Annotated in this window: 23 protein-coding genes; 14 read left to right on the top strand and 9 right to left on the bottom strand. The window is 74.6% G+C overall.

Translation table 11 applies throughout. From position 1 onward, the window contains the following. Positions 1–744 carry a hypothetical protein gene (locus tag OG335_RS23065; protein WP_405013024.1) on the bottom strand — a complete coding sequence of 248 codons (744 nt, stop codon included), beginning with the start codon at positions 742–744 and terminating at the stop codon, positions 1–3. 258 nt (positions 745–1,002) lie between these two features. Between OG335_RS23065 and OG335_RS23060 the strand changes: the two genes are divergently transcribed. Beyond that, positions 1,003–1,737 carry a hypothetical protein gene (locus OG335_RS23060; protein ID WP_405013023.1) on the top strand — a complete coding sequence of 245 codons (735 nt, stop codon included), beginning with the start codon at positions 1,003–1,005 and terminating at the stop codon, positions 1,735–1,737. 240 nt (positions 1,738–1,977) lie between these two features. Next, positions 1,978–3,750 carry an acetyl/propionyl/methylcrotonyl-CoA carboxylase subunit alpha gene (locus tag OG335_RS23055; protein ID WP_405013022.1) on the top strand — a complete coding sequence of 591 codons (1,773 nt, stop codon included), beginning with the start codon at positions 1,978–1,980 and terminating at the stop codon, positions 3,748–3,750. 89 nt (positions 3,751–3,839) lie between these two features. Here OG335_RS23055 and OG335_RS23050 read toward each other — a convergent pair whose 3' ends face one another. Further along, a complete protein-coding gene (locus OG335_RS23050) occupies positions 3,840–4,808 on the bottom strand; it encodes a DeoR/GlpR family DNA-binding transcription regulator (RefSeq protein ID WP_405013021.1) in 969 nt (322 codons plus the stop codon). Between the two features lie 183 nt (positions 4,809–4,991). After that, positions 4,992–6,446, bottom strand: a complete 1,455-nt coding sequence (locus OG335_RS23045; protein ID WP_405013020.1) for an NAD(P)H-quinone dehydrogenase — start codon at positions 6,444–6,446, stop codon at positions 4,992–4,994. 122 nt (positions 6,447–6,568) lie between these two features. Between OG335_RS23045 and OG335_RS23040 the strand changes: the two genes are divergently transcribed. The 3 genes from OG335_RS23040 (at position 6,569) to OG335_RS23030 (ending at position 9,812) form a co-directional block, all read left to right on the top strand. Beyond that, on the top strand, positions 6,569–7,006 hold the full coding sequence (locus OG335_RS23040) for a gamma-glutamylcyclotransferase (protein ID WP_405013019.1): 438 nt from the start codon (positions 6,569–6,571) through the stop codon (positions 7,004–7,006). A gap of 162 nt (positions 7,007–7,168) precedes the next feature. Next, complete coding sequence (locus OG335_RS23035; RefSeq protein ID WP_405013018.1) at positions 7,169–8,002, top strand: purine-nucleoside phosphorylase; 834 nt, start codon at positions 7,169–7,171, stop codon at positions 8,000–8,002. Positions 8,003–8,105: 103 nt separating this feature from the next. Further along, entirely contained in the window at positions 8,106–9,812 is a 1,707-nt protein-coding gene (locus OG335_RS23030) for a phospho-sugar mutase (protein ID WP_405013017.1), read from the top strand. A gap of 119 nt (positions 9,813–9,931) precedes the next feature. Here the strand turns inward: OG335_RS23030 and OG335_RS23025 are convergent, their stop codons facing one another. The 3 genes from OG335_RS23025 to OG335_RS23015 all read right to left on the bottom strand — a co-directional run bounded on the left by OG335_RS23025 (position 9,932) and on the right by OG335_RS23015 (position 12,140). Then, positions 9,932–10,582 carry a PH domain-containing protein gene (locus OG335_RS23025; protein ID WP_405013016.1) on the bottom strand — a complete coding sequence of 217 codons (651 nt, stop codon included), beginning with the start codon at positions 10,580–10,582 and terminating at the stop codon, positions 9,932–9,934. 68 nt (positions 10,583–10,650) lie between these two features. After that, the gene (locus OG335_RS23020; RefSeq protein WP_405013015.1) at positions 10,651–11,388 is read right to left on the bottom strand and encodes an ABC transporter permease; all 738 of its coding nucleotides are present in this window, start codon (positions 11,386–11,388) and stop codon (positions 10,651–10,653) included. Further along, positions 11,385–12,140, bottom strand: coding sequence for an ABC transporter ATP-binding protein (locus tag OG335_RS23015; protein WP_405013014.1), 756 nt, complete (start codon positions 12,138–12,140; stop codon positions 11,385–11,387). Before OG335_RS23015 ends, OG335_RS23020 begins: the two co-directional genes overlap by 4 nt. An 86-nt stretch (positions 12,141–12,226) precedes the next feature. Here OG335_RS23015 and OG335_RS23010 point away from each other — a divergent pair, with 86 nt between their 5' ends. After that, positions 12,227–12,790 carry a hypothetical protein gene (locus OG335_RS23010; protein WP_405013013.1) on the top strand — a complete coding sequence of 188 codons (564 nt, stop codon included), beginning with the start codon at positions 12,227–12,229 and terminating at the stop codon, positions 12,788–12,790. Here OG335_RS23010 and OG335_RS23005 read toward each other — a convergent pair. Then, positions 12,777–13,391, bottom strand: coding sequence for a TetR/AcrR family transcriptional regulator (locus OG335_RS23005; RefSeq protein WP_405013012.1), 615 nt, complete (start codon positions 13,389–13,391; stop codon positions 12,777–12,779). The two genes, OG335_RS23010 and OG335_RS23005, sit on opposite strands and share 14 nt — an antisense overlap. A 752-nt stretch (positions 13,392–14,143) precedes the next feature. Here OG335_RS23005 and deoC point away from each other — a divergent pair. The 4 genes from deoC to OG335_RS22985 all read left to right on the top strand — a co-directional run bounded on the left by deoC (position 14,144) and on the right by OG335_RS22985 (position 18,368). After that, on the top strand, positions 14,144–15,151 hold the full coding sequence (gene deoC, locus OG335_RS23000; RefSeq protein ID WP_405015489.1) for a deoxyribose-phosphate aldolase: 1,008 nt from the start codon (positions 14,144–14,146) through the stop codon (positions 15,149–15,151). 5 nt (positions 15,152–15,156) lie between these two features. Beyond that, entirely contained in the window at positions 15,157–16,650 is a 1,494-nt protein-coding gene (locus OG335_RS22995; protein ID WP_405013011.1) for an aldehyde dehydrogenase family protein, read from the top strand. After that, on the top strand, positions 16,643–17,545 hold the full coding sequence (locus tag OG335_RS22990) for an aldehyde dehydrogenase family protein (protein ID WP_405013010.1): 903 nt from the start codon (positions 16,643–16,645) through the stop codon (positions 17,543–17,545). The genes OG335_RS22995 and OG335_RS22990 overlap by 8 nt, the downstream gene beginning before the upstream one ends. A 175-nt stretch (positions 17,546–17,720) precedes the next feature. Continuing rightward, the gene (locus tag OG335_RS22985) at positions 17,721–18,368 is read left to right on the top strand and encodes an ATP-binding protein (protein WP_405013009.1); all 648 of its coding nucleotides are present in this window, start codon (positions 17,721–17,723) and stop codon (positions 18,366–18,368) included. A 60-nt stretch (positions 18,369–18,428) separates the two neighbouring features. Here OG335_RS22985 and OG335_RS22980 read toward each other — a convergent pair whose 3' ends face one another. Then, a complete protein-coding gene (locus OG335_RS22980; RefSeq protein WP_405013008.1) occupies positions 18,429–19,415 on the bottom strand; it encodes a zinc-dependent alcohol dehydrogenase family protein in 987 nt (328 codons plus the stop codon). A 114-nt stretch (positions 19,416–19,529) separates the two neighbouring features. Between OG335_RS22980 and OG335_RS22975 the strand changes: the two genes are divergently transcribed. Beyond that, positions 19,530–20,510, top strand: coding sequence for an AraC family transcriptional regulator (locus OG335_RS22975; RefSeq protein ID WP_405013007.1), 981 nt, complete (start codon positions 19,530–19,532; stop codon positions 20,508–20,510). A gap of 158 nt (positions 20,511–20,668) precedes the next feature. On the opposite strand, the gene OG335_RS22970 is transcribed toward OG335_RS22975, so the two are convergent. Further along, positions 20,669–21,394: a SigE family RNA polymerase sigma factor gene (locus OG335_RS22970; RefSeq protein ID WP_405013006.1), complete on the bottom strand. Its 726-nt coding sequence runs from the start codon at positions 21,392–21,394 to the stop codon at positions 20,669–20,671. A gap of 489 nt (positions 21,395–21,883) precedes the next feature. Between OG335_RS22970 and OG335_RS22965 the strand changes: the two genes are divergently transcribed. From OG335_RS22965 to OG335_RS22955, 3 genes are read left to right on the top strand one after another with little or no spacing between them, the layout of a single operon-like run. Beyond that, positions 21,884–22,564 carry a response regulator gene (locus tag OG335_RS22965; protein ID WP_405013005.1) on the top strand — a complete coding sequence of 227 codons (681 nt, stop codon included), beginning with the start codon at positions 21,884–21,886 and terminating at the stop codon, positions 22,562–22,564. A 30-nt stretch (positions 22,565–22,594) separates the two neighbouring features. Continuing rightward, positions 22,595–24,082 carry an ATP-binding protein gene (locus tag OG335_RS22960; protein ID WP_405013004.1) on the top strand — a complete coding sequence of 496 codons (1,488 nt, stop codon included), beginning with the start codon at positions 22,595–22,597 and terminating at the stop codon, positions 24,080–24,082. After that, positions 24,079–24,447 (top strand): hypothetical protein, encoded by a 369-nt coding sequence (locus OG335_RS22955; protein WP_405013003.1) that lies wholly within the window; start codon positions 24,079–24,081, stop codon positions 24,445–24,447. The genes OG335_RS22960 and OG335_RS22955 overlap by 4 nt, the downstream gene beginning before the upstream one ends. Positions 24,448–24,486 lie beyond the last annotated feature (39 nt).

Below are 24,486 nucleotides of genomic sequence, written 5' to 3'. Positions count from 1 at the left end.
TCAGCCCGTCGCGGGCGCGTACGCCGCCAGGAAGGCCCGGACGTCGGGCAGCGCGCCGTCGTCGAGCAGCGGCACGCCGTGGTGGCCGCCCGGGTAGATCCTGAGCTCCTTGTGGGCGGAGGCCGCCGCGGCGTGCAGGCTGCGGGCGTCGTCGGCGAACGGCGCGTCGAGCTCCTCCGCGGCGAGGAACACCGGCGCGGTGAGCCGCTTGACCGCGGTGGCCGCGTTGTTGCCGCCGAACGACTCCGGGGCGCTCAGCGACACCACCGCGGCGACCGGCACCGGCGCGGGCAGCGCGCCCGCCACCAGGGCGCCCGTGCCGCCCTTCGACGCCCCGACGAGCACGAGGCGGGTGACGCCCTTGCCCTTCAGCCAGCCGGCGACCGCCGCGAAGCCGTCGGCGACGTCACCGTTGGCGTTGAACGGCACGACCGCGTAGCCCGCCCCGGTGAAGCCGTCGAGGTACGGCACCCAGTCGCAGAGCGAGCCGCCGTTCTGGTGGGCGAGCACCAGTGCGACCCGGGCGCCGCCGGTGTCGGAGTCGCGGTAGTAGGCGTCGGTGTCGGCGAGGCCGCCGGGGATGCGGACCGACCCCGCGGCCGCCTGGGCCTCCGTCAGGCAGCCGTACCGCTCCGCGGCCGCCGACGCGGCCGGGGCGGCGGCCGCGCCGGGGCCGTCCGTGCCGCAGCCCGCCACCGCGGCCAGCAGGGCCCCCAGCGCGGCCAGGGCCGCCGTTCTCCGCACCGCTCGCATCGTGTGTCTCCCCCGTCGGTCCCCGGCGGACCGGGCGGACCGCCGCGGACACGCTAGGGGCCGCCCCCGGTCGCGTCAATGGTCCAGACCATTGGGTGCCAGACCCTGCGGCCAACCGGACGGCGGACCTCCGGAAAGCCCTGTCGATCCGGACAGAACGCGGCCCGCACAACTGTGGCCCCGGGCCACCCGACGGCCCACCGGGCCCCGCTAGGCTGACGCGCAGCCGTCGAGCAGGAGGGAGCGGGGATGTCGGACAGCGTTCTGAACGTGGCGCTCGGACTGGTGGCCAGCGCCATCAGCGCGGGCCTCGGCTGGCTCGCCCAGACCCTCCGCCGACGGCGGAGGGTCGGCCGGGTGCGTCGGTTCTTCGGCATGCCGGCCGGCACCGAGTGCCTGCTGGTCGTGCCCCGCAAGGGCGGACCGGGCACCTCCACCGCCGTGGCGCGCGACGACGCGTACGCGATGATGGAACTCGCCGCCCTCGTACGGGAGTGCGGGGCGCGGTCCGAGATCGTGGCGCACGACCAGGTGCGCCAGGGGCTCGGCGGCAAGGCCGAGTTCTGCCTCGGCGGCCCGTCCGCCAACCACCGGACGGCCGCCCACCTGGCGTCCTGGCTGCCCGGACTCACCGTCGCCTCGGGCGAGGGCGACCTGACGATCACCGCGGGCGACGAGGCGTTCCCGCTCGCCCGGCCCGCACCGGACGGCGCCCCGGCGTACGTCCTGCTGGCCCGGGTGCACGCCGGATCGGGCGACCGCCCGGTCTTCCTGATATCCGGTCAGACCGCCACCTCCAACCACGCGGCCGTCCGCTACCTGGCGGCCAACCACCGCGGCCTGGCCCGGCAGCACGGCACGGACGGCACGTTCGCCGTGATACTCCGGGTGGTCAACCCGGAGGCGTACGGCCCGGACGTGGTCGAGCAGGCGGCGGACGTGACGGCCAGGGCCACCGCGCGACCGGCACCCGTGACCGTCTGACGACCCCTCCGCGACCGCCGTGTGGCGAAGGCCACGGCTCGGCACGCCCCGCCGCGGGGCGCCGCGGGCCCGGGATCGGCCGCCCCGCGTAGCGTCCCTACCTGCAGGGCCTTCCGCAGCGTGGTCGGGTGATCACGAATACGGGTGACGCTCCGTGTGGGCCAGCTCACCACCAGGGACTACTCGCCGGTAGTGCGTTTGGATCCCTAGACTCAACGAGGTTTCACGAAGGGAGCCACAGTGCGCAAGGTGCTCATCGCCAACCGCGGAGAAATCGCCGTCCGCGTCGCCCGGGCCTGCCGGGACTCCGGTATCGCCAGCGTCGCCGTGTACGCCGAGCCGGACAGGGACGCTCTGCACGTCCGCGCGGCCGACGAGGCCTACGCGCTCGGCGGCGACACTCCCGCGACCAGCTACCTGGACATCACCAAGGTCCTCAAGGCTGCCGCCGACTCGGGCGCGGACGCCGTCCACCCCGGCTACGGGTTCCTCTCCGAGAACGCCGACTTCGCCGAGGCCGTCATCGGCGCGGGCCTGACCTGGATCGGCCCGCCGCCGCAGGCCATCCGCGACCTCGGCGACAAGGTCACCGCCCGCCACGTCGCGCAGCGCGCCGGCGCGCCGCTGGTCGCCGGCACCCCGGAGCCGGTCTCCGGCGCCGACGAGGTCGTCGCGTTCGCCTCCGAGCACGGCCTGCCGGTCGCCATCAAGGCGGCGTTCGGCGGCGGCGGCCGCGGCCTCAAGGTCGCCCGCACGCTCCAGGAGATCCCCGAGCTGTACGAGTCGGCCGTCCGTGAGGCCGTCGCCGCCTTCGGCCGCGGCGAGTGCTTCGTCGAGCAGTACCTCGACAAGCCGCGGCACGTGGAGACCCAGTGCCTGGCCGACAGCCACGGCAACGTCGTCGTCGTCTCCACCCGCGACTGCTCGCTGCAGCGCCGCCACCAGAAGCTCGTCGAGGAGGCGCCCGCGCCGTTCCTGACCGACGAGCAGAACGCCGAGCTGTACCGCGCGTCCAAGGCGATCCTCCGCGAGGCGGGCTACGTCGGCGCGGGCACCTGCGAGTTCCTCGTCTCCCAGGACGGTCTGATCTCCTTCCTGGAGGTCAACACCCGCCTGCAGGTCGAGCACCCGGTCTCCGAGGAGGTCGCCGGCCTCGACCTCGTCCGCGAGATGTTCCGCATCGCCGACGGCGAGGCGCTCGGCTACGACGACCCGGAGATCCGCGGCCACTCGATCGAGTTCCGGATCAACGGCGAGGACCCGGGCCGCGGCTTCCTGCCGGCCCCCGGCACCGTGACGCTGTTCGCGCCGCCGTCCGGCCCGGGCGTGCGCCTCGACGCGGGCGTGGAGACCGGCTCGGTCATCGGCCCCGCCTGGGACTCCCTGCTCGCCAAGCTGATCGTCACCGGCGCCACCCGCAAGCAGGCGCTGCAGCGCGCCGCCCGCGCGCTGGAGGAGTTCACGGTCGAGGGCATGGCCACCGCCATCCCGTTCCACCGCGCGGTGGTCACCGACCCGGCGTTCGCGCCCGAGGTGCACGGCAGCGACGCGCCGTTCGAGGTCTTCACCCGCTGGATCGAGACCGAGTTCGACAACACCATCCCGGCCTTCACCGGCACCGGTGGTGACGGCGACGAGGCCGAGACCCGCGAGACCGTGGTCGTCGAGGTCGGCGGCAAGCGGATCGAGGTCTCGCTGCCCTCCTCACTCGGCGTCTCCACCGCCCCCGCGCCGACCGGCACGAAGGTCGCCAAGCGCCGGGTCGGCGCCAAGAAGGCCGGCGCGGCGGCGAGCGGCGACACCCTCGCCTCCCCGATGCAGGGCACCATCGTCAAGGTCGCCGTGGAGGAGGGCCAGGTCGTCGCCGAGGGCGAGCTGATCGTCGTCCTGGAGGCGATGAAGATGGAGCAGCCGCTCAACGCGCACAAGGCCGGCACCGTCGTCGGCCTCAAGGCCGAGGTCGGCGCCAGCGTCAGCAGCGGTGCCGCACTCTGCGAGATCAAGGACGTCTGACCCGCGTCACGTCCGGACGGCCGGCCCGTACCCCTCGGGGTGCGGGCCGGCCGTCGTCGTGGCGGGAGCCGGCCGGGGCGCGGCCGGGCTCAGGGGCGGCCGGTGGCCAGCGGCCGGGCGATCAGGCCGCCGTGCGCGCCCGGACGGCGCTGGCCGGGCAGCGGGGCGCCGGGCGGCGCGGCACGCCGCAGGCCGGCCGGGGCCCCGCCCGGCGGCTGGTGCGCCGTCGGCCCGGGGTGGGCGGGGCCGCTGTGCACCGGCGGCTCCGCGGGCGTCCCGAGCGGGGCCAGCGAGATCTGGACGCCGCAGTCGGCGAGCGCGTCCAGTTCGCGGGCGGTCGGGTCGTGGGCGGCGGACTGCTCGTCCGTGACCAGCCGGGTGATGGCGTCGGTGGGCACCGTCTGGAACATCGTGTCGGCGCCGAGCTTGGTGTGGTCGGCGAGGACGATCACCTCGGTGGCCGACTGCACCAGTGCCCGGTCCACGCTCGCCGACAGCATGTTGGTGGTCGACAGGCCGCGCTCGGCGGTCAGGCCGCTGCCCGACACGAACGCCTTGGAGACCCGCAGGCCGGCCAGCGACTGCTCGGCGCCGCTGCCCACCAGGGCGTAGTTGGAGCCGCGCAGGGTGCCGCCGGTCATCACCACCTCGACGCGGTTGGCGTGCGCGAGGGCCTGCGCCACCAGCAGGGAGTTGGTGACCACGGTGAGGCCGGGCACCCGGGCGAGCCGGCGGGCCAGCTCCTGCGTGGTGGTGCCGGCGCCCACGACCACGGCGTCGCCCTCCTCGACCAGGCCGGCGGCCAGGTCGGCGATGGCGCTCTTCTCGGCCGCGGCGAGATGGGTCTTCTGCGGGTAGCCGGGCTCCCGGCTGAAGCCTCCGGGAAGCACCGCGCCGCCGTGGCGGCGGTCGAGCAGCCCTTCGGCCTCTAGGGCCCGGACGTCCCGACGGACGGTGACTTCGGAGGTCTGGACGACACGGGCCAGTTCCCGGAGCGAGACCGCTCCGTTGGCGCGCACCATCTCAAGGATCAACTGGCGACGTTCTGCTGCAAACACGGAACCGACGGTAACCGAATGACCGTCTGCTTTCAGGCGTTTGCACCTGGTAACGGGAAACGCTCACGTCGGAGCGGCGCACGACCGTACAATTCGCGCCGCCGACCGCTTCCCGCGCGCTGGGCCACGCGGGTGGTGCGCCGGGGCGACCGCCGCGCGACCGCCCCGACCTGCACCGGCAGGTCAGGAGTCCGAGCCCTCGCGCTTGCGGATGTGCAGCTGCCGGGCGGCCTCGGCGGTGGAGCCGGACAGGGACGGGTAGACGGTGAACGCGCCGGCCACCTGTTCGACCGTCAAGTTGTTGTCCACCGCGAGCGAGATCGAATGGATGAGTTCGCTCGCGCGCGGCGCGACGACGACACCGCCGACCACGATGCCGGTGCCCGGCCGGCAGAACAGCTTCACGAAGCCGTCCCGGATGCCCTGCATCTTGGCCCGCGGGTTGCCGCGCAGCGGCAGCTTCACCTCGACGGCGTCCATCTTCCCGCAGGAGACGTCGGCGGCGGTGTAACCGACCGTGGCGATCTCGGGGTCGGTGAAGACGTTGGAGGCGACGGTCTTGAGGTTGAGCGGCTGCACCGCGTCGCCGAGCACGTGGTACATCGCGATCCGGCCCTGCATGGCGGCGACCGAGGCGAGCATGAAGACGCCCGTGCAGTCGCCGGCCGCGTACACGCCCGGGGCGGAGGTGCGGGAGACCCGGTCGACCTGGATCTGGCCCCAGTCGTTGAGCTTCACCCCGGCCTCCTCCAGGCCCAGGCCCGCGGTGTTCGGGACGGAGCCGACGGCCATGAGGCAGTGCGTGCCCTCGATCACCGTGCCGTCCGCGAGGGTGACCTCGACCGTGTCGCCGATCCGCTTGGCGCTCTCGGCGCGGGAGCGGCCCATGACGTTCATGCCGCGGCGGCGGAAGACCTCCTCCAGCACCTCGGCGGCGTCCGGGTCCTCGCCGGGCAGCACGCGGTCGCGGCTGGAGACCAGGGTGACGTTGGATCCGAGCGCCTGGTAGGCGCCGGCGAACTCGGCGCCGGTGACGCCGGAGCCGACGACGATCAGCTCGCGGGGCAGCTCGTCCAGGTCGTAGACCTGGGTCCAGCTGAGGATGCGCTCGCCGTCCGGCCGGGCGTCGGGCAGCTCGCGGGGGTGCACCCCGGTGGCGATCAGCACCGCGTCGGCCCGCAGCGCCTCGGTGGTGCCGTCCACCCGCTCGACCAGCACCTCGCGGGAGCCGTCGGCCGCCTGGCCGCCGGGGCCGAGCCGGCCCAGGCCGCGCAGCACGGTCACGCCGGCCCGCGTGACGGCCTGCGTGATGTCGTGGGACTGCGCGATGGCGAGGCGCTTCACGCGGCGGTTGACCTTGCCGAGGTCGACGCCGACCACCCGGGCCTTCTGCTGCAGCGGCGGGGTGTCGTCGGCCACGATGATGCCGAGCTCCTCGTAGGAGCTGTCGAAGGTGGTCATCACCTCGGCCGTGGCGATCAGGGTCTTGGACGGAACGCAGTCCGTCAGCACCGCCGATCCGCCGAGTCCGTCGCGGTCGACGACGGTCACCTCCGCGCCGAGCTGGGCCGCCACCAGGGCCGCCTCGTATCCGCCGGGTCCGCCACCGATGATCACGATCCGAGTCACGAGCACCATTGTCCCGCATGCCGGAAGCAAATCCACGCCCGGGGGCGTTGCCGTGTGCTCACCGCGTCCCGATGTGACGGTGAGCACTCCCGCGCCCGCCCCGGGCTGCGCACTCCCGTAGGCTGGCGCCCATGTCGCTCTACGCCGCGTACGCCACGAACCTCGACGCCCGGCAGATGACCCGGCGCGCCCCGCACTCCCCCTTGCGCGGCACCGGCTGGCTGGACGGGTGGCGGCTCACCTTCGGCGGCGAGCAGCTCGGCTGGGAGGGCTCGCTGGCCACCGTCGTGGAGGACGAGAAGGAGCAGGTCTTCGTCTCCCTCTACGACGTCTCGCCGGTCGACGAGGAGGGCCTGGACCGCTGGGAGGGCGTGCAGCTCGGCATCTACCGCAAGATCCGCCTGCGCGCGCACACCCTGGACGGCGACATCCCGGTGTGGACGTACGTGCTGAACGACTACGAGGGCGGTCTGCCCGCGGCGCGCTACCTCGGGCTGATCGGGGACGCGGCGGAGAGCGCCGGCGCGCCGGACGACTACGTGCTCGACCTGCGCCGCCGCCCCTGCTGACGGCCGCGGGGCCGCGGACGGCGCGCGCCATGGTGCGATCCGCCGGAAGGGCGCCCGGCCAGGGGGACGTTTCCGGTCTTTCCGGACGATCCGGGTAACGATCCGGCGCGTCTTCGCGGGATGGTCTACGCGCGTAGGAGAATGTTGACTATCCTCGGCCATGTGAACGCATCTCCTCAGTCGGTCGTCTCCGCCGACCCCTATGCCGCCGCCCGGGCCGCCGCCGAGCGCCTGCGCGAGCTGACCGGTGCCGAGCGCCACGACGTCGCCCTCGTGATGGGCTCCGGCTGGGTGCCCGCCGCCGACGCCATCGGCGACCCCGACGACCCCGGCACGGTCGAGTTCCCCGTGACCGAACTCCCCGGGTTCCCCGCACCCTCGGTCGCCGGACACGCCGGCCGCATCCGCTCCGTGCGGGTCGGCGACAAGCGCGCCCTGATCTTCCTCGGCCGCAACCACTACTACGAGGGCCACGGCGTGGCCACCGTCGTGCACGGCGTCCGCACCGCCGCCGCCGCCGGCTGCGGCATCGTCGTGCTCACCAACGGCTGCGGCGGCCTGCGCCAGGGCTGGCAGCCCGGCCAGCCCGTGCTGATCAGCGACCACATCAACCTCACCGCCGACTCGCCCATCGTCGGCGCCAACTTCGTCGACCTCACCGACCTCTACTCCAAGCGGCTGCGCACCCTGTGCCGCGAGGTCGACCCGACCCTCGACGAAGCGGTCTACGTGCAGTTCCGCGGCCCGCACTACGAGACCCCGGCCGAGGTCAACATGGCCCGCGTCATCGGCGGCGAGCTCGTCGGCATGTCCACCACCCTGGAGGCCATCGCCGCCCGCGAGGCCGGCACCGAGGTGCTCGGCCTCTCCCTCGTCACCAACCTCGCCGCCGGCATGACCGGCGAACCGCTCAACCACGAAGAGGTCCTGGAGGCCGGCAAGGCCAGCGCCGAGCGCATGGGCTCGCTGCTCGCCAAGGTCCTTGAGCGGATCTGAGCCCGTCCTGACGCAGAATCAGTAGACCGGCGGCGGCCGGCCCGCCCCCAGCGGTGCCGCCGCCCGCCGCCGGCCGGCCCGCACTTCGTTTGGAGCTCGCAGCATGGCGCAGGCACCCACCACCGACCTCCTCGACCGGGCCCGCACCTGGCTCGCCGAAGACCCGGACCCGCGGACCCGCGACGAGCTCACCGAGCTGCTCGCCGCCGCCGAGGGCACCGACGCCGACACCGGCCAGCGGATCGCCTGGTCACGGCTGGCCGAACGCTTCTCCGGCCGCCTGCAGTTCGGCACCGCCGGCCTGCGCGGCGAGCTCGGCGCCGGCCCGATGCGGATGAACCGCGCCGTCGTCATCCGCGCCGCCGCCGGCCTCGCCGCCCACCTCCGCCGCCACCCGGAGCTCGGCGACCTCGTCGTCGTCGGCTACGACGCCCGCCACATGTCGTACGACTTCGCGCGCGACACCGCCGCCGTCGTCGTCGGCGCCGGCCTGCGCGCCGCGCTGCTGCCGCGCCCGCTGCCCACCCCGGTGCTCGCCTTCGCGGTCCGCCACCTCGGCGCCGCCGCCGGCGTCACCGTCACCGCCAGCCACAACCCCCCGCAGGACAACGGCTACAAGGTCTACCTCGGCGACGGCTCGCAGATCGTGCCGCCCGCCGACGCGGAGATCGCCGCCGAGATCGACGCGATCGGCGCACTCGCCGACGTGCCGCGCGCCGACGGCGGCTGGGAGGTGCTCGGCGACGGGGTCGAGCAGGCCTACCTCGCCCGGGCCGTCACCGTGCTCGACCCGGCCGGGCCCCGCGACCTCGACGTCGTCTACACCCCGCTGCACGGCGTCGGACGCGACACCCTGCTGGCCGCCTTCGCCCGGGCCGGGTTCCCCGCCCCGACCGTCGTCGCCGAACAGGCCGAGCCCGACCCGGACTTCCCCACCGTGGCGTTCCCCAACCCGGAGGAGCCGGGCGCGATGGACCTCGCGTACCGCACCGCCGCCGCGGCCCGCCCGGACCTCGTCATCGCCAACGACCCGGACGCCGACCGCTGCGCCGTCGCCGTGCCGGACGCGGCCGACGGCGGCTGGCGGATGCTCCGCGGCGACGAGGTCGGCGCGCTGCTCGGCGCGGCCCTGGTCGCCAAGCACGCCACCGGCACCTTCGCCACCACCATCGTCTCCTCCACCCTGCTCGGCCGGATCGCCGACGCCGCCGGCCTCGGCCACGCCGAGACCCTCACCGGCTTCAAGTGGATCTCCCGCGCCGAGGGGCTGCGCTACGGCTACGAGGAGGCGCTCGGCTACTGCGTCGACCCGGAGGGCGTCCGCGACAAGGACGGCATCACCGCCGCCCTGCTCGTCGCCGAACTCGCCGCCACCCTCAAGCGCTCCGGCCGCACCCTGGCCGACCTGCTGGACGACCTGGCCGTGGAGCACGGGCTGCACGCCACCGACCAGCTCTCCGTCCGGGTCGACGACCTCGCCCTGATCGCCGACGCCATGCGGCGGCTCCGCGACGAGCCGCCCACCCTGCTCGCCGGCCTCCGGGTGACCGGCGCCGACGACCTGACGGCCGGCTCCGCCGGCCTGCCCCCCACCGACGGCCTGCGCTACGTGCTGGCCGGTGAGGGCGTCCGCTCGGCCCGGATCGTCGTGCGGCCCTCCGGCACCGAGCCCAAGCTCAAGTGCTACCTGGAGGTCGTCCTGCCGGTCGACGGCGCCACCGGTCTCGCCCCCGCCCGGGAGCGCGCCGCCGCCCTGCTCGCCGGCCTCAAGCGCGACCTCGCCGCGGCCGCGGGCATCACCGGCGCCTGACACCGCCGCGGGCATCACCGGCGCCCGGCACCGCCGCGCCGACACGCCGACATGCCGCAGGGCCCGGGACACCCGTCCCGGGCCCTGCGGGCGTACGGCGGCCGGTCAGCCCGTGACGGTCAGCCCGTCACGACCAGCGCGACGAGCGCGATCAGCCCGAGCACCGTCGGCGCGATCACCCACCAGCACCAGCGGACGACGACCGGGCCCTGCGCCGCGGCGTGCGCGGAGCGGTGGGACGCCATCTCCTGCAGCTCGTCGACCACCTGGTCCGACCACGCCCGGGTCGGGTCGCTGTCACCGGGACGGCGCGTCGTCAGCCCCGGGTCGCCGGCGGCCCGCGCACGGTCGGCACGGCGGCGGGCCGTCTTCCGCTGGCGGATCGACACCGGCACCGCCCACACCTGGTACTTGTGGCCGGCGGCGAACAGCTCGACGGAGTACCCCGACTTCAGCCCCTCGACCCCGGACCACGGCGCGTCGATCGTGCGCAGCGGGTTGCGCACCAGCAGCCGGCGGTCGTTGGCGTACACGGCGGGCCTCAGGGTGTAGGCGATCACCGGGAAGGCGAAGACCGGCGCGGCGGCCAGCGCCACCCACGGCGTGCGGCCGGAGCCGGAGATCACGGCGTCGACGATCAGCCAGCCTGCGACGGCGAGCAGCAGCACGCCGGAGATGATGCCGGGGCCGGAGCGGTAGACGCGGTCTGCGTACTTGGGCTCCTCGGGGGCGGCAGAGCCGGGGTCGGGCGTGCCGTCGGATTCGGTCATGGGGACGATTCTGCCCCATGCCCGCGACGCACCCCGGGGAGCCCGGCCGGTGCCGCCCCCGGCCGCCGTCAGGCGCTGCGGCGGCGCAGCGTCGCCGCTCCGAGGGCGAGGGCGAGCAGGGCGCAGCCGGCGATCACGGCGAGGTCGCGGACGACCGCGCCGCCCACCCCGCCGTGCACCGTCAGCCTGCTCATCGCGTCGACGGCGTACGACAGCGGCATGACGTCGGAGGCCCAGCGCAGCACCTCCGCCATCCGCTCGCGCGGCACGAACAGCCCGCAGAGCAGGAACTGCGGCAGCAGCACGGCCGGGAGGAACTGCACGGCCTGGAACTCGGTCGCGGCGAACGCCGAGACCAGCAGCCCCAGGGCCATGCCGAGCAGCCCGTCGCCGACCGCGACGGCGAACAGCAGCCAGGTCGGCCCGGCGACGTCGAGGCCGAGCAGGCCGATGGTCAGCGCGGAGGCCAGCGCCGCCTGCACGAGGGCGACCAGGCCGAAGGCGAGCGCGTAGCCGAGCAGCAGGTCGAGCCGGCCGAGGGGCATGGTGAGCAGGCGCTCCAGCGTGCCGCTGGTGCGCTCGCGGAGCATCGCGACCGAGGTGACGAGGAACATCACGAGCAGCGGGAAGACGCCGAGGAGGGCCGCGCCGATCCGGTCGAAGGCCTCCGGCTGGCCGTCGTACATGTAGCGCAGCAGGGTCAGCAGCACACAGGGCACGACGAGCAGCATCGCGAGGGTGCGCGGGTCGTGGCGGAGCTGGGCGAGGACCCGCCGGGTGGTGGCGAGGGTGCGGCGGAGGTTCATCGGGGGCTCTCCACGGGTGCGGGGGTGCCGCCGGCGACGAGCGCGAGGAAGGCGCCGTCGATGTCGTCGGCGCCGGTGGCGGCGAGCAGCGCGGCCGGGGTGTCGTGCGCGAGCAGGCGGCCCTCGCGCATGAGGAGGAGGCTGTCGCAGCGGGTGGCCTCGTCCATGACGTGGCTGGAGACGAGCAGGGTGGCGCCGCCGTCGGCGAGCCCGCGGAAGAGCCGCCAGAGGTCCTGGCGGAGCACGGGGTCGAGGCCGACGGTGGGCTCGTCGAGGATCAGCAGTTCGGGGGTGCCGAGCAGGGCGGCGGCGAGCGAGACGCGGGCGCGCTGGCCGCCGGAGAGCCGGCCGGCGGTGTCGTGCTCGTGGCCGGTGAGGCCGACCTGTTCGATGACGCGGGCCGGGTCGGTGCGGGGTGCGCCGAGGACGGCGGCGAAGTAGGCGAGGTTCTCGGTGACGGTGAGGTCGCCGTAGACGGAGGGTGCCTGGGTGACGTACCCGACGCGTTCGCGCAGTTCGGCGGCGCCGGCGGGGCGGCCGAGCACCTCGACGCTGCCGCCGGCGGTGCGCTGCACGCCGACGATCGCGCGGAGCAGCGTGCTCTTGCCGCAGCCGCTGGGGCCGAGGAGCCCGGTGACGGAGCCGCGGGGCACGGTGAGGTCGAGCCCGTGCAGGACGGTGCGGCCACCGCGGACGACGGCGAGCCCGTCGACGCGGATGGCGGGGGCGGGCCCCGCCGGAGAATTCATCATGCGATGAGTTTTGCGCGCGGGGACGGCGGCCGTCAAGACCGGGAACACCATGGACAACCACGCCGGACAACCGCCAGGGTGGCCCCGTGATCCCCTCGGACGACACGACGGAACCCGGCCGCACCGTGCGCGGCCTGACCCTCCCCCCGCTGCTCCTCGGCCTGATCGCGGACGGCCGGTGGCGCCACCCGGGCGACGCCGCCGTCACCGCGGCACTGCCGTGGTTCGAGGACCCGCTCGACCTCCTCACGGAGATCCCGGAGATCCGCCGCCACTCGCACGCGCTCGACGACCTCGCCGACCTCGACCTCGGCCCGCTCTACCGCCAGGCCCGCGGCAGCACCGCCACCGGGCCGGTGGAGCTGCCCTGGCTCGACATCGACCGGGCCGTGCTCGTCGGGCTCTCCCGCACCGCCGGCGACGACACCGCCCTCGCCCTCGACTACCGCACCGACCCGGCGGACCCCCGGGTCGTGGCGAGCGACGTCTGGACCGACCCGCGCGCGTACGTCTGGCGGGTCGCGGCACCCACCCTGTCGTCCTTCGCCGCCGCGCTCGGCCTGACGCCCGGCCCGGCCCCCGCCGCGCCCGGGCCGACGACCCCCGCCGCGCCCGGCCCGGCCCCGGGGAAGCCGGTCAGGCCCCGGTGAGGTAGCCCTGCAGGGCCCGGGCCAGCAGCGGCAGGAGCTCGTCCGGGGAGGCCGAGGCCAGCGGCTCCACGGCGATCACGTACCGGGCCATGGCCAGGCCGATCACCTGCGACATCGCGAGCTCGACCCGGAGCTCCGGCTGCGGCACGTCCAGACCGGCCGCCACCCCGGCGACCACCTCCGCGACCATGAAGCCGCGCATCAGCCCGGCGACCTCCTCGGAGGCCGCGGCCGTCCGCAGCACCGCGAGCAGGCGGTCCCGCACGTCCGGCTGTTCCCACAGGGCGAGGACCAGCCGGGCCAGCCGCTCGCCGATCGCGGCGGGGCCGCCCTCCAGCACCTGCGGGACGATCAGCCGAGGATCGATCGGGAACTCCAGCGCCGCCAGGAACAGCCGGTCCTTGGTGCCGAAGTAGTGGTGCAGCAGCGCCGCGTCCACCCCGGCCGCCCGGGCGATCGCCCGCATGCTCGCCTTCTGGTAGCCCCGCGCGGCGAACTCCGCCCGCGCCGCCTCCAGCACGGTGCCCCGGGTGTCGGCCCCGCCGGGGCGTCGGCCGGTCTTCTTACGGGGGGCGGGCTGCTCGCCGGCTGCGGAGGTCACCCCGGCATTCTCCCCGGCCGGGCGTGACTCTTCCGAGCGAGGACGAATCGCTTCCCTTCCGCGCACCCACCCGGACACTGTCCGGACTCCGGGCCATGACCGACGAACCGGCCCTCGCGGGCACCGCACCCGCCCGGGCCGCCACGGAATCCGAACCGCCCGGCTACGGCGACCTCCTGCGCGACGTCAAGGCCGAGATCACCTCCGCCCACGTCCGGGTGCACCGGGTGGTCGACACCGAACTCATCACCCACCACCGGCACATCGGCCGGATCATCCCGGAACGCCAGGAGAAGGAGGGCTGGGGCACGAAGGTCGTCGACCGGCTGTCCGTCGACCTCCGGACGAGCCTCCCGGGGCGCAGCGGGGGTACTCGGTCCGCAGCCTGCAGTACATGCAGCACCTGGCCGGGAACTGGCCGGACCCAATTGGGCCGCAGCCTGTGGCGCAATTGCCGTGGGGCCACGTCCGCACCCTCCCCGGCTCCCTCCCCGACCGTCCGGCCAGGGACTTCTGCGCCCGGCAGGCCGTGCAGCACGGCACGCTGCCCGCGGAGCTGCGGCCGCTGCCGCCGGGCCCGGAGCAGCCGGCCCGGGTCACGCACGAGGTGCCGTCGCGGCACGGCACCGCGCGAGGGCGGAGCGCACGGGGAGCCGGTCGCGGCGCCCCGCGCGCCCCGCATCTCGGTCCCGTATCGAAACCTGACCCCCCTAGCGGATCGCTACGCGCGTAGATATGCTGGTCTGGTGACTATGTCCACTCTTGCAGCCAACGCCAACCCCCAGCCTGGCGGCCGGGAGGTGCCATCGGGCGCTGCGGGCAGCGGTCTTGAGGACGTCGCGGCGTCCGAGGCCTCGCTCCGCCGCTTCCTGCACGGCCTGCCCGGCGTCGACCAGGTCGGCCTGGAGGCTCGCGCCGCCACGCTCGGCACCCGCTCGATCAAGACCACGGCGAAGGCGTACGCCATCGACCTGGCGATCTCGATGATCGACCTGACCACGCTGGAAGGCGCGGACACGGTCGGCAAGGTGCGCTCGCTCTGCATCAAGGGCCGCAACCCCGACCCGACGGCGCCGCGGGTCGCGGCCATCTGCGTCTACCCGGACATGGTCGCGACCGCGAAGGACGCGCTGCGCGGCACCGACATCCAGGTCGCCTCCGTCGCCACCGCCTTCCCCGCCGGCCGCGTCGCCCTGCCGGTGAAGCTGGCCGACACCGCGGACGCGGTGGCCGCCGGCGCCGACGAGATCGACATGGTCATCGACCGCGGCGCCTTCCTGTCCGGCCGCTACCTGGACGTCTTCCAGGAGATCACCGCGGTGAAGGAGGCCTGCCGCCGCCCCGACGGCACCGCCGCCCACCTCAAGGTGATCTTCGAGACCGGCGAGCTGCAGACGTACGACAACGTGCGCCGCGTCTCCTGGCTGGCGATGCTGGCCGGCGCCGACTTCATCAAGACGTCCACCGGCAAGGTCGCGGTGAACGCCACTCCCCCGGTGACGCTGCTGATGCTGGAGGCCGTCCGCGACTTCCGGGCGCAGACCGGCGTGCAGGTCGGCGTGAAGCCGGCCGGCGGCATCAAGACCACCAAGGACGCCATGAAGTACCTGGTGATGGTCAACGAGACCCTGGGCGACGACTGGCTGAGCCCGCACTGGTTCCGCTTCGGCGCCTCCAGCCTGCTCAACGACCTGCTGATGCAGCGCCAGAAGCTGACCACCGGACGCTACTCCGGCCCCGACTACGTGACGGTGGACTGAGACAGATGGCCAAGAACAAGAAGACGGACGAGCCCGTGACCGAGAAGCGCGGCCTGTTCGAGTACGCGCCGGCCCCCGAGTCCCCCGCCGCCGCGGGCGACATCGCCACCTCGTACGGCCACTTCATCGGCGGCGAGTTCGTCGACTCCAGCGGCAGCGAGGCGCTGAAGACCGTCAACCCGGCCACCGAGCAGGTGCTGGCGGAGTTCGCGCAGGGCACCACCGAGGACGTCGACCGCGCGGTCGCCGCCGCCCGCACGGCGTTCACCGACTGGTCGGCCCTGCCGGGCAGCGAGCGGGCCAAGTACCTCTTCCGGATCGCCCGGATCGTCCAGGAGCGCTCGCGCGAGCTCGCGGTGCTGGAGTCGATGGACAACGGCAAGCCGATCCGCGAGACCCGCGACTTCGACCTGCCGATGGTCGCCGCGTGGTTCTTCTACTACGCGGGCTGGGCCGACAAGCTCGACTACGCGGGCTTCGGCCCGAACCCCCGCCCGGTCGGCGTGGCCGCACAGGTCATCCCGTGGAACTTCCCGCTGATGATGCTGGCGTGGAAGATCGCCCCGGCCCTGGCGACCGGCAACACGGTCGTCCTCAAGCCGGCCGAGACGACCCCGCTCACCGCGCTGCGCTTCGCCGAGATCTGCCGCCAGGCGGGCCTGCCGAAGGGCGTCGTCAACATCGTCACCGGCGACGGCCGCACCGGCGCCGCCCTGACCGCCCACCCCGACGTCGACAAGGTCGCCTTCACCGGCTCGACCCCGGTCGGCCGCTCGATCGCCCGCCAGCTCGCCGGCAGCCGCACCCGGGTGTCGCTGGAGCTGGGCGGCAAGGCCGCGAACATCGTCTTCGACGACGCGCCGATCGACCAGGCCGTCGAGGGCATCGTCAACGGCATCTTCTTCAACCAGGGCCACGTGTGCTGCGCGGGTTCCCGGCTGCTCGTCCAGGAGTCGGTGCAGGACGAGTTCCTGGAGGCGCTCAAGCGCCGCATGTCGACGCTGCGCGTCGGCGACCCGCTCGACAAGAACACCGACATCGGCGCGATCAACTCGGCCGCGCAGCTCGCCCGGATCACCGAGCTGACCGACGCGGGCGAGGCCGAGGGCGCCGAGCGCTGGGCGCCGTCCTGCGACCTGCCGGGCGCCGGCTACTGGTTCCGTCCGACGCTGTTCACCGGCGTCAGCCAGGCCCACCGGATCGCCCGCGAGGAGATCTTCGGCCCGGTGCTGTCCGTGCTCACCTTCCGCACCCCCGCGGAGGCGGTGGAGAAGGCCAACAACACCCCGTACGGGCTGTCGGCCGGCATCTGGACGGAGAAGGGCTCGCGGATCCTCTGGACGGCGAGCCGGCTCAAGGCCGGTGTGGTCTGGGCGAACACCTTCAACAAGTTCGACCCCGCGTCGCCGTTCGGCGGCTACAAGGAGTCGGGGTACGGCCGCGAGGGTGGCCGGCACGGTCTGGAGCCCTACCTGAATGTCGAGGCCCGCGATGTCTGATGGCGCACTTCGTCTTGACGTCCTCAAGACCTACAAGCTGTACGTCGGCGGGAAGTTCCCGCGGTCCGAGAGCGGACGGGTGTACGAGGTGACCGACTCCAAGGGCCAGTGGCTCGCCAACGCCCCGCTCGGCACCCGCAAGGACACCCGGGACGCCGTGCTCGCCGCGCGCGCCGCCGTCAAGGGCTGGTCCGGCACCACCGCGTACAACCGCGGCCAGGTGCTGTACCGGGTCGCCGAGATGCTGCAGGGCCGCCGCGAGCAGTTCACCGCCGAGGTGGCGACCGCCGAGGGCGTGAGCGCCAAGAAGGCCGCCGCCCTGGTGGACGCCGCGATCGACCGCTGGGTCTGGTACGCGGGCTGGACGGACAAGATCGCCCAGATCGCCGGCAACGCCAACCCGGTCGCCGGGCCGTACTTCAACCTCTCCACCCCGGAGCCGAGCGGCGTGGTCGGCGTCGTGGCGCCGCAGGCCGGGTACGGCTTCTCCTTCCTCGGCCTGGTGTCGGTGATCGCCCCGGTGATCGCCTCCGGCAACACCGTCGTGGTGGCCGCCGCCTCCGGCGCACCGCTGCCCGCGCTGTCGCTCGGCGAGGTGCTGGCCACCTCCGACCTGCCCGGCGGCGTGGTCAACGTGATCTCCGGCCGCACCGCGGACATCGCCCCGACGCTCGCCTCGCACCAGGACGTCAACGGCATCGACCTGACCGGCGCCGTCCACCCGGACGGGCCCGGCTCGGCCGCCGCCCTGGAGGCGTCCGCCGCGGACACCCTGAAGCGCGTGCTGCGCCCGGCCGTCGACCCGGCCGCCGCGGACTGGACCGAGGCGCCCGGCACCAGGCGCCTGCGCACGTTCCTGGAGACCAAGACGGTCTGGCACCCGATGGGCATCTGACCGGGCCGCCCGACCGCCGCGTCCCGACGCACGGGGACCCGCACCCTCCCGACCGGGGGTGCGGGTCCCCGTGCGTCGTGCACGGCGCACGACGGGTGTCGGGCCGGTGTGAGATTGGCCCGGGCCGGCCCGACCGGTTTCGGCGAACGGCCCCGATGCATCAGACTGGTGTCCCGTGAGTGACTCCACGATGAACCTCCCGTCGACGCCGCACGCCCGCGTCATCCTGCTGTCGGGCCCGTCCGGGTCGGGGAAGTCCTCGCTCGCCGAGCGGGCCGGTGTGCCGGTGCTCCAGCTCGACGACTTCTACAAGGACGGCGACGACCCCACGCTGCCGGAGCTGCCCGGGGGCGGCACCGACTGGGACTCCCCGCTCTCCTGGCACCGCGACCAGGCACTCGCGGCGATCCGCGCCCTGGTCGTGACCGGCCGCGCCGAGGTCCCGGTGTACTCGATCCCCGCCAACGGCCGCACCGGCACCCGCACCCTGGAGCTCCGCGGTGCCGCCGCGTTCGTCGCCGAGGGCATCTTCGCCGCCGAACTCGCCGGCCCGTGCGCCGACGAGGGCCTGCTCGGCGTGGCGATCTGCCTGCGCAACAGGCCGTCCACCACGGCCTGGCGGCGCTTCCGCCGGGACGTCCGCGAGGGCCGCAAGTCGGTGCCGTACCTGGTGCGCCGCGGCTGGCGGCTGATGCGCACCGAGCGCGGCATCGTGGCCGGCCAGGTCGCCCTCGGCGCGTACGCCTGCGCCGGCCCCGAGGCCGAGCGCAACATCCGCGCGCTCGCCGACCGCCGGCCCGCCCCGGCCCACGCCGCGGCCTGACCGGCCGCCGCACCCCGGCCGCACCCCGCTGCACGGCAGCGCAGCGCCGCGGGCCGCCGGTCAGTGGCGCACCGTCACCACGATCTTGCCGAGGTGCGCCCCGGACTCCAGGTGGCGGTGGGCCTCGGCGATCTCCGTCAGGTCGAAGGTCCGGTCGATCACCGGGGCGAGCGTGCCGGCCCGCAGGCCGGCGTCGAGGAAGTGCGCCGCCCGGCGCCGGGCGGCCGGGTCGCCCACGACCTCCAGGTTGTTGTAGCCGAGGATGCGCAGGCCCCAGTCGAGGGGCAGCGGCGCGGGCCGCGGGTCGAGCCAGCCGTACACCACGAGCAGTCCGCCCGGGGCGACGGTCCTCGCCAGATCGGCCAGTCCGGGCCCCGCCACCGGGTCGAGCACGATGTCGGCGCCGCGTCCGCCGGTGGCCCCGGAGACCTGCCCGGGCAGGTCGCCCTCCTCCGCGAGGAGCACCCGGGCCGCGCCGAGGGCCAGCAGCCGCTCGCGCTTGGCGGCCGAGCGGGTCACCGCGATCGGTACCGCCCCGAGGTGCCGGGCGGTCTGGATCGCGGCCACGCCGACCCCGCTGGACGCCGCCGTGACGAGCACGGTGTCCCCGGCCCGCACCCCGCCCTTCTCGACCAGTGCGCCGTACGCGGTCGTGCCGGCCAGCCAGACCGCCGCACCGGTGACCGCGTCGGTGCCGCCGGGCCGGTGCAGCAGCCCGTCCTCGGCGACCAGGATCCGGTCGCCGTACACGCCGTGCGTGCTCAGGTGCCCGACCGCGGCCGTGCAGACCTGGTCGCCCGGGGCGAAAGCGGTCACCCCCGGGCCGACGGCCAGCACCTCGCCCGCCGCCTCGTAGCCCAGCCGCGAGCCGGGCAGGACCGGCGGGTAGAAGTACGTGCCGGAGCGGAGCAGCGCCTCGGCCCGGTTGAGCCCGATCGCATCGACCCTCACCAGCACCTCGCCCTCGCCCGGATCGCCGAGGTCCACCTCGGCCAGGCGCAGCACCTCGGGCCCGCCGGTCTCGTCGAACACCACAGCCACGGCCATCCCGCATCTCCTCGCCACAGAAGGTGACGTTCCGTCACCACGGCTCCGGTGGGCCGCTGTTCACGATGCTGGGCGACGGCCGCCCGGCGGGCCATGCCGCAGCGTCCACCGGTCATGTCCGCGCGTCTCGCGGGTACGCTCGGCGGCATGGACGTGCTCGGCGACGTGATCGGTGCGATGCGCGCGGGGCGGCCGCACGCCGCACTCCGGACCCGCGGCGGGCCGTGGGGGCTGCACTTCCCCGCCTCGGCGGGTGTCGGGTTCCATGCCGTGCTGGCCGGCTCCTGCTGGCTGCTGCCACCCGGGGGCGGGGAGCCCGTGCAGGTCTCCGCGGGCGAACTGGTCCTGCTGCCCCACGGCCGCGCCTACGGTCTGGCCGACCACCCCGCGACGGCGCTGGTGGAATTCGGCAGCCCTGCGGCCGAACGCCGGCAGGAGCGGGAGGGAACCGCGGGCCCGGAGAGCGTGCTGCTGTGCGGCGCCTACCTGCTCGACCGGGAGCGGACGCATCCGCTGCTGGGCCGACTGCCCGAGGTCGTCCGGCTGGCCGTGGCCGGCACGCCGGCGGGCACCGTGGTGGAGCTGCTGCACGGCGAGCTCGCCGGGCCGCTGGCCGGCGGCGGTACGGCGGCCACCGCCCTGCTCGACACGGCGCTGCTGTACGTCCTGCGGGCCTGGTACGGCGGGCAGGACGCCGTCACGGGGCGGGGGTGGGCGGCGGCCCTGACCGATCCGGCGGTCGGTGCGGCGCTGGCCGCCCTGCACGAGGACCCGGCGCGGGCCTGGACGGTGGCGGAGCTGGGCGCGGCGGGCGGCCTCTCCCGGGCCGCGTTCGCCCGGCGGTTCAGTGCCCTGGTGGGCGAGCCGCCGCTGGCGTACCTGACGTGGTGGCGGCTGACCCTGGCCGGCCGGCTGCTGCGCGAGGGCGACGAGCCGCTGCGCGCGGTGGCCCGGCGGACGGGCTACGCCACGGAGTTCGCGCTGGCCAGGGCGTTCAAGCGGGAGTACGGCACCGCCCCGGGCCGCTACCGGACGGAGCGGCGGGCCGCCTCGGCGGCTGCCGCGGCCCGGGCGGACGGCCGCGCCGCGGGCTGAGCGCGTCCTCCCGGCGGACGCGCAGAAGCCCGGTGCCTCTCCCCGGCACCGGGCCCCGCGTGTCGGGGTCGCGGCGGTTCCCCCGTGGCCGCCCCTCCCCCGAGCCGGCAGGCCACACGTCCGCGAACCCTTCCCGTCCCCCGACGGGAGTCCTGTGGTCAGGCGACCAGCTCGCCGAAGGCGTGCGCGGTGTCGCCGTCACGGTTGAGCTGCTCGTCGTCGCGCAGCCGGCGCAGCGCGCGCCAGATGCTGCTCTTGACGGTGCCGACGCTGATGCCGAGGATGCCGGCGATCTCCGGGTCGGTCCGGCCCTCGTAGTAGCGGAGCACGAGCATGGTGCGCTGGTTCTCCGGGAGCTTGGCGAGCGCCTGCCAGAGCACGGCGCGCAGCTCGGTGCCGCCCATGGCGTCGGTGTCGCCCGCGTGCTCGGGCAGCTCCTCGGTCGGGTACTCGTTGACCTTGCGGCGCCGCCAGGCGGAGATGTGCAGGTTGGTCATGGTGCGGCGGAGGTACCCGCCGACCGCGGCCTTGTCGGTGATGCGGTCCCAGGCGCGGTAGGTGCTGAAGAGCGCGCTCTGCAGCAGGTCCTCGGCCTCGTAGCGGTCACCGGTGAGGTGGTACGCGGTGGCGTACAGGGAGGCGCGGCGCTCGCGCACGTACGCGGTGAACTCGGCGATCCGGTCCTCCGCCTCGGCCGGGCACTCCCCCTGCGCGCCTCCCTGTCGACCGTCCTCGGCACCGGCTGCCGCGGGGGTGAGCCGCAGCAGCGTGGTGCCTGCGACCTGGCGGGCGTCCGGCTCCCCCGAGCCGTTGCCGTTCAGGCCGTTCCCCGTCGGGATGTCCCGACCCTGGCCGCCGACCGGGAGAATGCCCCGGAGCGTCATGGTCGAGCCGCTGTCGGCCGTGTTCCCCCCGCGGCCGATCCCGAACAGCTCCCCCCCGTGCCCGCCGCCGGAGCGGTGGGCGCCGGTGCGGTGTGCGCACCCCCGTACGATCACGGCACCGGACGTCTCGTCGGTCCGCACCTCGTACCTGGTCCGCGGGCTCGCGGTCGAACGCGCTGCGCGGACAGCCGCGTTGCGGTTCAGAAGCGTTGCGTTCATCGTGCGCCCCCATGGTAGGTACGTGCGGTTCCGCCGCCGTCCCGGCCGGGTGCTGGACCCTGCGCGTTCTCGGCAACAAGGGAAATCCTGCCCGCCCGTCGTCATGGCGGTGTCCGCCGACTGTCACAGGGCTGTCACAGCAGCCGGGGGACGCTCATGCACCGCTGTCCCACCCCGCCGGACGCCCGAAGCGGCCCTTCCGGTTCCCGCGACCGTTCAGCAACCACCCGGGTGGGTGATCCCGGGCCCCGGGTGGGCCAGAATGACCCCGTGCCTTTCCTGCTTCTGATCGAGGACGACGACGCCATCCGGACCGGCCTCGAACTCGCCCTCACGCGCCAGGGCCACCGCGTGGCCGCCGCTTCCTCGGGCGAGGACGGCCTGAAGCTCTTCAAGGAGCAGCGTCCGGACCTCATCGTGCTGGACGTCATGCTGCCCGGGATCGACGGCTTCGAGGTGTGTCGGCGCATCCGCCGCACCGACCAGCTGCCGATCATCCTGCTCACGGCGCGCTCGGACGACATCGACGTGGTGGTGGGCCTGGAGTCCGGCGCCGACGACTACGTGGTCAAGCCGGTGCAGCCGCGCGTCCTCGACGCACGGATCCGCGCCGTGCTGCGCCGCGGCGAACGCGAGAGCTCCGACTCGTCGACGTACGGCACCCTCGTCATCGACCGTTCCGCGATGACCGTCACCAAGGACGGCGAGGACCTGCAGCTCACGCCGACCGAGCTGCGGCTGCTGCTGGAGCTGAGCCGTCGGCCGGGGCAGGCGCTGTCGCGGCAGCAGCTGCTGCGGCTGGTGTGGGAGCACGACTACCTCGGTGACTCACGGCTGGTGGACGCCTGCGTGCAGCGGCTGCGGGCGAAGGTCGAGGACGTGCCGTCCGCGCCGACGCTGATCCGCACCGTGCGCGGGGTCGGTTACCGCCTCGACCCGCCCCTGTCGTGACCTCCGCTCCTTCGTCGTCTGTGAGACCTGTTGACTGACCCCCAGACCCCGCGGCGCCGGTCCGGTCCGTGGCTGCGGCTGCGTTCGCTGCGGGTGCGCCTGATCGCGGTGTTCGCCGCCGTCGCGCTGATCACCGCCGTGTCGGCGTCCGGCATCGCGTACTGGCTGAACCGCGACGCCGTGCTCAAACGCGCCCAGGACACCGCCCTGAACGACTTCCGGGTGTCGCTGACGCGGAACGTGTCGGCGCTGCCCTCGCAGCCCGACTGCTCCGAACTCGGCTACCTGGCCCAGCAGGTGGCGTCCTCCGGGCTCAACTACGACGTGGTGGTGACCGATCCGGCGCACCCGGAGTGCCGGGTCTCGTCCGACCCGTCGCAGTTCACGCTCGCCCTCGTGCCGGACGCGCTGCGCCGCGCCGTCGGCACCCCGCGCGAGGTGGGCGCGGGCAACCCGTACGCGTACCACCTGTACTGGCAGCGGGTGAACCTCGGCAACCGGCCGTTCCTGGTGGGCGGTACGCGGGTGGTGCCGGACGGGCCGACGGCGTACATGTTCAAGTCGCTGGAGGACGAGCGGGCCGATCTCAACACGCTCGGCTGGTCGCTGGCGATCGCCACCCTGCTCGCGCTGATCGGCTCGGCACTGCTCGCGCAGGCCGCGTCGGCGACGGTGCTGCGGCCCGTCCGGCGGCTCGGCGAGGCCGCCAGGCAGCTCGGCGAAGGCCGGCTGGACACCCGCCTGGAGGTCGAGGGCGGCGACGAACTCGCCGACCTCGCCAGGACGTTCAACCGCACCGCGGAGTCGCTGTCGCACCAGGTCGAGGAGTTGAGCGCGCGCGAGGCGCAGAGCCGGCGCTTCGTCGCCGACATGTCGCACGAACTCCGCACCCCCCTCACGGCGATGACCGCGGTCTCGGACATCCTGGAGGACGAGGCCGACTCGCTCGACCCGATGATCGAACCGGCCGTCCGCCTCGTGGTCAGCGAGACCCGGCGCCTCTCCGACCTGGTCGAGAACCTCATGGAGGTGACCCGCTTCGACGCCGGCACGGCACGGCTCGTCGCCGACGAGGTCGACATCGCCGACCTCATCATGTCGTGCATCGACGGCCGCGCCTGGTACGACGCCGTCGAGGTCGACTCCCCCCGCGGGGTCCGGCTGATGGCCGACCCGCGCCGGCTCGACGTCGTCTTCGCCAACCTCATCGGCAACGCCCTCAAGCACGGCGGGTCACCCGTGCACGTCGTCGTCCGGCCGCACGGCGACCAGGTCGTCGTCGAAGTCCGCGACAGCGGCCCGGGCATCCCCGAGGAGGTGCTGCCGCACGTCTTCGACCGCTTCTACAAGGCCGACAAGGGCCGCGCCCGCTCGGAGGGCAGCGGCCTCGGCCTGTCCATCGCCATGGCCAACGCACAGATCCACGGCGGCACCATCACCGCCGCCAACGGGGAGCACGGCGCGGTCTTCACCCTGACCCTGCCGCTCACCCCGCCCAGCCAGGAGGACGGCCAGTGACGGCGGCGGAACCGGCGACGGCGGGACGGACCGGCACGGCCCGGCGGGCCACAGCGGTACGGCGGGCCACAGCGGTACGGCGGCTGGCAGCCCTGGTGCTGCTGGCCGGCGCCGCGGTCGGCTGCGGGATCCGGCCGACCGCGGTGCCCGTCGACGCCGGGGCACCCGCCAGCCGCACCGCCTGCCCGACACCGGTGCAGGTGCCCAAGGCCGCCGCCGTCCTGCCGAGCGCCGCACCCGGCCCGGGCACGGCGACCGGCGCGGCGAAGGCCTCCGGCGGCCCGGCGACGAGCGGCGCGCCGTCCGGCCCGCCCGTCTTCAGCGCCTCGCCCACGCCCAGCCCCTCCGCCTCGCACTGCCCCTGAACGCGCCCCCGCCCCGCCCGCACCGGAGCGGTGGAACCA

Origin of the sequence: Kitasatospora sp. NBC_01539 (assembly GCF_045040525.1) — a bacterium.
GTDB lineage: Bacteria > Actinomycetota > Actinomycetes > Streptomycetales > Streptomycetaceae > Kitasatospora.
This window is presented reverse-complemented; position numbering and strand designations above follow the sequence as displayed.